This is a genomic window from Acidovorax sp. Root217 (assembly GCF_001428645.1).
GTDB lineage: Bacteria > Pseudomonadota > Gammaproteobacteria > Burkholderiales > Burkholderiaceae_C > Acidovorax.
In genome coordinates this window covers 21,130-27,773 of record NZ_LMIH01000005.1, presented here as the reverse complement: position 1 = coordinate 27,773, position 6,644 = coordinate 21,130, and the positions used below count along the sequence as shown (strand labels likewise).

Sequence of the window (6,644 nt, the reverse complement as noted above, 5' to 3'; positions counted from 1 at the left end):
TCGGGAGGGGGACGCCCCCGGTGCGGCGGGGCGGCCCTTGCACGGGGGCACTGGCTTGGGCAGTGCCAGTTTCAAATGCCATGCCCCAAACAGAGGTCAGAGCGAACGAGCGGGCGCGGTGTCGGTGGTGACCGGCGCGGGTGCCGGCGCGTTGCGGCGCAGTTCTTCTTCGGTGACGATCTCGAACACGCGCACGACCTTGCTCACGCCGCTCACGCCGCGAGAGATCTCGGTGGCGCGGCCGGCTTCGCGCTGGGTGACGCGGCCCATCAGGTAGACGATGTTGCGCTCAGTCACCACCTTGAAGGCGTTGGCCGAGATGTCGGCCGCATCCACGAAGCTCGCGCGCACCTTGCCGGTGATCACGGTGTCGTTGGAGCGCTGGCCCAGCGAGGTGTTGGGCAGCACGGCCAGGTCATTGACCACCGAGCGCACGTTCTCCACACCGGTCACGATGCGCTCGACGGTCTCGCGGTCCTGGGCACTGGCCACTTCACCGGTCAGCAGGGCCTGGCGGTTGTAGCTGGTCACGTTCACATGGGCACGGTCGCCCAGTGCCTCGCGGATGCGGTTGGCGGCGCGCAGCTCGATGCCTTCATCCTCGACCTGGGTGCCCGTCGTGCGGCGGTCCACGGCCATCATGCTGCCCACCACGGCGCCCCCCACGATCAGCGGGGCGCAGGCCGACAGGCCGGCTGCCAGGGCGGCAGCGGCCAGGGCCGTGCAGAGGGTACGGGTCACGGTTTGCTTCATAGCGGTATCTCCTGTTCACCAAGTAACTGGGCGTCCACGCCGTCGCACAGGCAGTGCAGCACCAGGGCGTGGACTTCGCGCACGCGGGCGGCGCGGTCATGCGGCACGCAGACCAGCACATCGGTCTCGCGCAGCACGGCCGCCAGTTGCCCGCCGGTGCGGCCGGTGAGCACCACCACCGTCATGTCGCGCTCGTGCGCCGCTTCGGTCGCTGCCAGCAGGTTGGCGTCGTTGCCGCTGACCGACAGGACCAGCAGCAGGTCACCCGCCTGGCCCAATGCCCGCACCTGGCGGGCAAACTGCTGGGCCCCCACGTCCTGGGCGCCGGGCAGCCCGGCCGTCAGCAGGGTGCTGTCGGCCGTGAGGGCCAGGGCGGCCAGCTCGGGGCGTTCGCGCTCGAAGCCCGCCACGCAGAAGGCGGCGAACTGCTGCGCCTCGGCCGCCGAGGGGCCATTGCCGCAGGCCAGCACCTTGCCGCCGCTGGTCACGCAGGCCAGGATGGCCTGCACTGCCGCCGCGATAGGGGTGCTCAGGGTCTGGGCCGACTGGTATTTCAGATCGGCACTGTCGATGAAGTGCTGTTGGATGCGTTGCTCAAGCATGGAGGCCCGATGATACCCGCCGCGTGTTACAGCTTTTGCCGCAAATTTTGTAGCAAAGGGTTTAGGCTGCACAGGGCATTGCCCCTGGTCACGAACCCGATGCTCATTGGGAATCGAAAGCCGCCTTGAGCCATTGCACCTTCAGCTCCTCCACCAGCACCACATCGAAGCGGCAGGGCGGCGGAGAAGCCAGGCGCATCAGGTAGAACCGCGCCGCGAGCACGATGCGCTGCTGCTTGACGGCGCCGATGCTCGCCCCGGCCCCACCAAAGGCCTGGCTGGCACGGCTGCGCACCTCCACAAACACGGTCGTGCCATCGCGCTCGCGCATCACCAGGTCGATCTCGCCCCCGCCGCGCCCAGGCGTCCGATAATTGCGCTCAAGCAGTTGCAGGCCGGCAGACTGCAGATGCGCCAGGGCGCGGTCCTCCGCCGCGTTGCCTTGCGCCCGCGTGGTGCCCCCGCCGGTGGCGGGCGCCGGCTCTGCAACGGCCTGCTTTCGTCCAAACCCAAGGAATTTCATTGAGCGCCTCTTTCGCTTCCGCCCTTGATGCCGCACGCGATGCGGCGGCTGCGCAGCATTATCCGCAAGGGGCTCTGTATGTGGTGGCCACACCCATCGGCAACCTGGCCGACATCACGTTGCGTGCCCTGCACGTGCTGCAGATGGCCGACACCGTGGCCTGCGAGGATACGCGCCACACCCAGTCGCTGCTGCGCGCCTACGGCGTCGACAAGAACACCTCGCAGCTGCTGGCGGTGCACCAGCACAACGAGGCCGAGGCCGCGCAGAACGTGGTGCAGCGCCTGCAGCAGGGCCAGCGTGTGGCCTATGTGAGCGACGCCGGCACCCCGGGCGTGAGCGACCCGGGCGCCCGCCTGGTGGCTGCCGTGCAGGCGGCGGGCCTGCGCGCCCTGCCCCTGCCCGGGGCCAGCAGCATCACCACGGCGCTGAGCGTGGCGGGCGCCGTGGCGCACAGCGCCGAGCATGGCGGTTTCGTGTTTGTGGGCTTTCTGCCGGTGAAGAACGCCGAGCGCGCCAGCACCATCGCCCAACTGGCCAGCGAGCCGCGCTGCGTGGTGCTGCTGGAGGCCCCCCACCGCATCGGTGAACTCGCGCAGGCTCTGGCGGTGCTGGGAGAGCGCCCCGTGACGCTGGCACGCGAGCTGACCAAGCAGTTCGAAGAGGTGGTGACCCAGCCCGCGCAGGCGCTCACCGCCTGGCTGGAAGGCGGGCCCCAACGCTCGCGTGGCGAATTTGTGGTGCTGCTCCACCCGGTGCCCGTGGCCGCCGATGATGGCGAGAGCCTGCGCGTGCTGCGCCTGCTGCTGGCCGAACTGCCGCTGAAGACGGCGGTGCGCCTGGCCGCAGAAATCACCGGCACCTCGCGCAACGTGCTCTACGACACGGCGCTCACCTGGAAAAAGGGCGAGGAAGGCTGAACCGAAGCTTCAGCGGCCCGACACCGCCAGGCCGGCGGCTACGCCACCGAACAGGTCGCCTTCGACCTGCGGCGTTGCAGGAAACGCCTGGCGCAACGCCTCGCGCAGCGGCCGCAATGCCGATGAGCCCCCCGTGAGGTAGATCGCATCGGGCCCGCGCGGTGCCAGGCCCGCGAGCTGCACGCACTCCTGCGCGCAGGCCACCACCTGCTCCAGGGGCGAGGCCAGGTGCTGCGACAGCCCTTCGGGCGTGATGGCCGAAGCCAGCGCGGGCTCGATCCAGTCCAGCGCCATGGGTGCCGATGCATCCGACAGCGAGGCGGCGATCTTGGCCTGCTCCACCGTGTTCGCCATGCGGTGGCCCAGACGTTCGTTGAGTACCGTCATCAGCCGCGCATGCAGGACCTGGTCGGCATAGTCGGTGCGCAGGTTCTGGGCATCGCGCAGCGCGCGCGGCGCGTACAGCCACTGGATCAGGTGCCAGGTCGACAGGTCGAAGAACACGCGGTTGGGCACTTCGCGCCCGGTCGGCCCGAGGTGGCGAAAGCCCAGCATGGGCATCAGCAGCTCCAGGCTCAGGCGCCGGTCAAAGTCGGTGCCGCCCACGTGCACGCCGGTCGTGGCCAGCACGTCGGCAGCGCGGTCGTTGCCCAGCGCCAGGCGCTCGGGCCCCAGGCGCACCACGGTGAAATCGGAAGTACCGCCGCCGATGTCCACCACCAGCACCAGCGATTCGTGGCTGATGCGCTGCTCGTAGTCGAGCGCGGCGGCAATCGGCTCGAACTGGAAGGACACGTTCTCGAAGCCGGCATCGAGCGCCGCCTTGCGCAGCGAATCCTCGGCCTGCTGGTCGCGCGCCGGTTCGTCATCCACGAAGTGAACGGGCCGCCCCATCATCACCTGGCCGGGCATGGCGCCCAGCGCCTCGGTCGCCTTTTTGGCCAGCATGCGCAGGAACAGGCCGATGATGTCCTGGTAGCTCATGAGCTGGTTGTGCACGGCCGTCTTGTCCTGCAGCAGCGCACTGCCCAGCAGGCTCTTGAGCGAGCGCATGAGCCGCCCCTCGGTGCCTGCAAGGTACTGGCCCACGGCATCGCGGCCAAAGTGCGTGCGGTGGTCCTCGGCGTTGAAGAACAGCGCCGTGGGCAAGGTGACGCCCTCCCCTTCCAGCGCGATCATGCGCGCGGGCGAGCGCCCCTGGCGCACCGCCATGGCCGAGTTCGAGGTGCCAAAGTCAATGCCGAGCGTGGTGTCCTTCAGGAGGGGCATGGGAGAGTCTGCAAAAGAGAAGGGGAAGCAAGGCGCAAGCCAGGGCTGGACCCCCGGGAATGCACGGGGTGGAAATGCGGGAGCACAAGGCTCCTTCGGCCCACCACGGGAGAGGGAAGGGCCCCTTGAACGCCCAGGAGGCTGCGCCAGCGCAAGGGGAGCGGGATTGTGCCACGGCCTAGACGGCCCCAAGGGCACGGAGTGCATTCGACCCTGCCAGGCCCGATGATCACGCCTGAGGCGGCGAGGTGATCATGGCCGGCACAGCCTCCCGCATGGTCGAAACGAAACGCAGCAGCCGCGATGGGTAGAAGCTGGCGTACGGATAGGTCAGGTACACCGGTAGCGGTGCCGGTTGCCACGGGGGCGCAAGGTGAACCAGCCGCCCTTCGGCCACATCCTGCGCCATCAGCCAGGCCGACCCCGCGCAGGCGCCAAGCCCCAGCTTGGCCGCGCTGCGCAGGGCATACAGGCTGTCGGTGCTCATGCGCGGGCGCAGGGCGATGCGGCGCGTTTCCCCAGTAGCGGCGTGGGTCAGCGCCAGCTCATTGCGGTAGTAGGTATGCAGCGCCAGCCAGGGCAATGCCGCCAGGCCTTCGGGATCCGTGGGCACGCCCGCGCCCAGCAGCGCCGGGGTGCCGACCACGATGCGCGGCACCTCGGCCAGGCGGACGGCCACCACCGCCGGGTCGGCCGGTTCGCCAACCTGGATGGCGCAGTCGATGCCTGCACCGATGAAATCGCGCACATCGTCCTGCAGCAGCCATTCCACCGACACGCGCGGGTGCGCCCGCAGAAACTGCGCCAGTGGCCCGACGAACATTTCCTGCCCGAAGGCATGCGGCATGGCCACGCGCAGCGTTCCCTCGGGCTCCTCCTGCGCGCCGCGCAGATCGGCCTCGAAGGATGCCCAGCTCGCCAGCAACTCCTTGGCCCGTTGGTAACAGCGCTCCCCGTCCACCGTGAGGCGCATGGTGTGCGTGGAGCGCTGCAGCAGGCGCACCCCCAGCGACTGTTCCAGCGCCTGCAGGCGGCGACTCACCGTGGGCTGGGTGGCATGCATCTGCGCTGCCGCAGCCGAGAGGCTGCCGGCCTCGACGATGCGCACGAAGGTCTCCATCAGCTGCAGGCGGTTGCCCAGCGCACTGGCGCTGCCCCCCTGGGGCAGCGGTGCTGCGGACCGTGGAACTGGGGGGGTGAACGCAGCGTCTTTGGTCATGCAATCAGCGTATATCCAATGTGCACCACATCCTACTACCAAGAGCACCGCCAGGAGATCACACTTGGGCCCAAGGTCCTCACCAAGGGTTAATACCATGTATCTCATACACAAAACGGATGCCATTGGCGGCATCACCCCCGGCACCCACAGCCCGATGGCCGACACGCCCACAATTGCGACCCCCCTGGTGCTGCTGCTCGCAGCCGGTGCCGGCCTGGGCGTGGCCTCGCTCTACTACAGCCAGCCCATGCTGGGTGTGCTGGGGGCAGATATCGGGGCATCCGACCAGGCCGTGGGCTGGGTGCCAACGCTCACGCAGCTCGGCTACGCGCTGGGCATCCTGCTGCTGGCGCCGCTGGGGGACCGGTTCGACCGGCGCAGCATCATCCTGGCCAAGGCCGCCGCGCTGGTGGCGGCCTTGCTGCTGGCCGCCCTGGCGCCAACCATCGGCGTGCTGCTGGCCGCCAGCCTGGCGATCGGCATCACCGCCACCCTGGCACAGGACATCGTGCCCGCGGCCGCTGCGCTGGCGCCTGCCGCACACCGGGGCAAGGTGGTGGGCACGGTGATGACCGGGCTGCTGCTGGGCATTTTGCTGTCACGCGTGGTCAGCGGCTTCGTGGCCGAGCATTTCAGCTGGCGCAGCATGTTCGTGGCGGCGGCAGCCAGCATGGCCGCCATCGGCATCGCCGCCTGGCGCGGCCTGCCGCGCTTCAGCCCGACCACGCAGTTGCCCTATGGCCAACTGCTGGCATCGCTGGCCACGCTGTGGCAGCGCCATGGCAGCCTGCGGCGCGCGGCACTGGCGCAAGGCCTGCTCTCGGTGGGGTTCAGCGCGTTCTGGTCCACGCTGGCGGTGATGCTGCATGGCGCGCCCTTCCACCTGGGCAGCACTGCGGCTGGCGCCTTCGGCCTGGCCGGGGCGGCCGGCGCGCTGGCGGCGCCGCTGGCAGGACGCCTGGCCGACCGCCGGGGGCCCGGGCTCGTCACCCGCCTGGGGGCGGGCCTGGCCGCCCTGTCCTTTGCGGCGATGGCGCTGGCGCCTTGGCTGTCCCCCACCGCCCAGCTGTGCCTGCTGGTGGCCGCTGCCATCGGTTTCGACCTGGGTGTGCAGGCCGCGCTGATCGCGCACCAGACCCTGGTCTACAGCATCGACCCAGGTGCCCGCAGCCGGCTCAATGCCGTCCTGATGACCGGCATGTTCATCGGCATGGCCGCCGGCGCCGCCCTGGGCAGCCTGCTGCTGGTGCAGTGGGGCTGGATGGGCGTGACGCTGCTGGCCGTGTCGGCCAGCCTGGCGGCCCTGGCCGTGCGCATGGGAGGTTCGGCCCAACGGGCGGGCAGCACCGCCTGAG

The 6,644-nt window shown here is 69.7% G+C and carries 7 protein-coding genes; 2 read left to right on the top strand and 5 right to left on the bottom strand.

Annotated elements, in window-relative coordinates:
• Positions 1-96: 96 nt before the first annotated feature.
• From ASE31_RS01680 to ASE31_RS01670, 3 genes are all read right to left on the bottom strand, one after another.
• Positions 97-753 (bottom strand): BON domain-containing protein, encoded by a 657-nt coding sequence (locus ASE31_RS01680; protein WP_057199806.1) that lies wholly within the window; start codon positions 751-753, stop codon positions 97-99.
• The gene (locus ASE31_RS01675) at positions 750-1,355 is read right to left on the bottom strand and encodes an SIS domain-containing protein (RefSeq protein ID WP_057199805.1); all 606 of its coding nucleotides are present in this window, start codon (positions 1,353-1,355) and stop codon (positions 750-752) included. Before ASE31_RS01675 ends, ASE31_RS01680 begins: the two co-directional genes overlap by 4 nt.
• Positions 1,356-1,458: 103 nt before the next feature.
• Positions 1,459-1,878: a YraN family protein gene (locus ASE31_RS01670; protein WP_057199804.1), complete on the bottom strand. Its 420-nt coding sequence runs from the start codon at positions 1,876-1,878 to the stop codon at positions 1,459-1,461.
• Here ASE31_RS01670 and rsmI point away from each other — a divergent pair.
• Positions 1,878-2,798 (top strand): 16S rRNA (cytidine(1402)-2'-O)-methyltransferase, encoded by a 921-nt coding sequence (gene rsmI / locus ASE31_RS01665; protein ID WP_057199803.1) that lies wholly within the window; start codon positions 1,878-1,880, stop codon positions 2,796-2,798. The two genes, ASE31_RS01670 and rsmI, sit on opposite strands and share 1 nt — an antisense overlap.
• Positions 2,799-2,807: 9 nt before the next feature.
• Here rsmI and ASE31_RS01660 read toward each other — a convergent pair whose 3' ends face one another.
• Both ASE31_RS01660 and ASE31_RS01655 read right to left on the bottom strand, forming a co-directional pair.
• Positions 2,808-4,067, bottom strand: a complete 1,260-nt coding sequence (locus ASE31_RS01660) for an Hsp70 family protein (protein WP_057199802.1) — start codon at positions 4,065-4,067, stop codon at positions 2,808-2,810.
• A 229-nt stretch (positions 4,068-4,296) separates the two neighbouring features.
• Entirely contained in the window at positions 4,297-5,286 is a 990-nt protein-coding gene (locus ASE31_RS01655) for a LysR family transcriptional regulator (protein ID WP_082603983.1), read from the bottom strand.
• 157 nt (positions 5,287-5,443) lie between these two features.
• Between ASE31_RS01655 and ASE31_RS01650 the strand changes: the two genes are divergently transcribed.
• Positions 5,444-6,643 carry an MFS transporter gene (locus tag ASE31_RS01650; protein ID WP_057200212.1) on the top strand — a complete coding sequence of 400 codons (1,200 nt, stop codon included), beginning with the start codon at positions 5,444-5,446 and terminating at the stop codon, positions 6,641-6,643.
• The last annotated feature ends 1 nt before the right edge of the window (position 6,644 follow it).

What these genes read in the sequence shown, in the direction of transcription:
- ASE31_RS01680 (WP_057199806.1), bottom strand. Translation starts at nt 753, where the DNA reads ATGAAGCAAACCGTGACCCGTACCCTCTGCACGGCCCTGGCCGCTGCC.
- ASE31_RS01675 (WP_057199805.1), bottom strand. Translation starts at nt 1,355, where the DNA reads ATGCTTGAGCAACGCATCCAACAGCACTTCATCGACAGTGCCGATCTG.
- ASE31_RS01670 (WP_057199804.1), bottom strand. Translation starts at nt 1,878, where the DNA reads ATGAAATTCCTTGGGTTTGGACGAAAGCAGGCCGTTGCAGAGCCGGCG.
- ASE31_RS01660 (WP_057199802.1), bottom strand. Translation starts at nt 4,067, where the DNA reads ATGCCCCTCCTGAAGGACACCACGCTCGGCATTGACTTTGGCACCTCG.
- ASE31_RS01655 (WP_082603983.1), bottom strand. Translation starts at nt 5,286, where the DNA reads ATGACCAAAGACGCTGCGTTCACCCCCCCAGTTCCACGGTCCGCAGCA.
- ASE31_RS01650 (WP_057200212.1), top strand. Translation starts at nt 5,444, where the DNA reads ATGGCCGACACGCCCACAATTGCGACCCCCCTGGTGCTGCTGCTCGCA.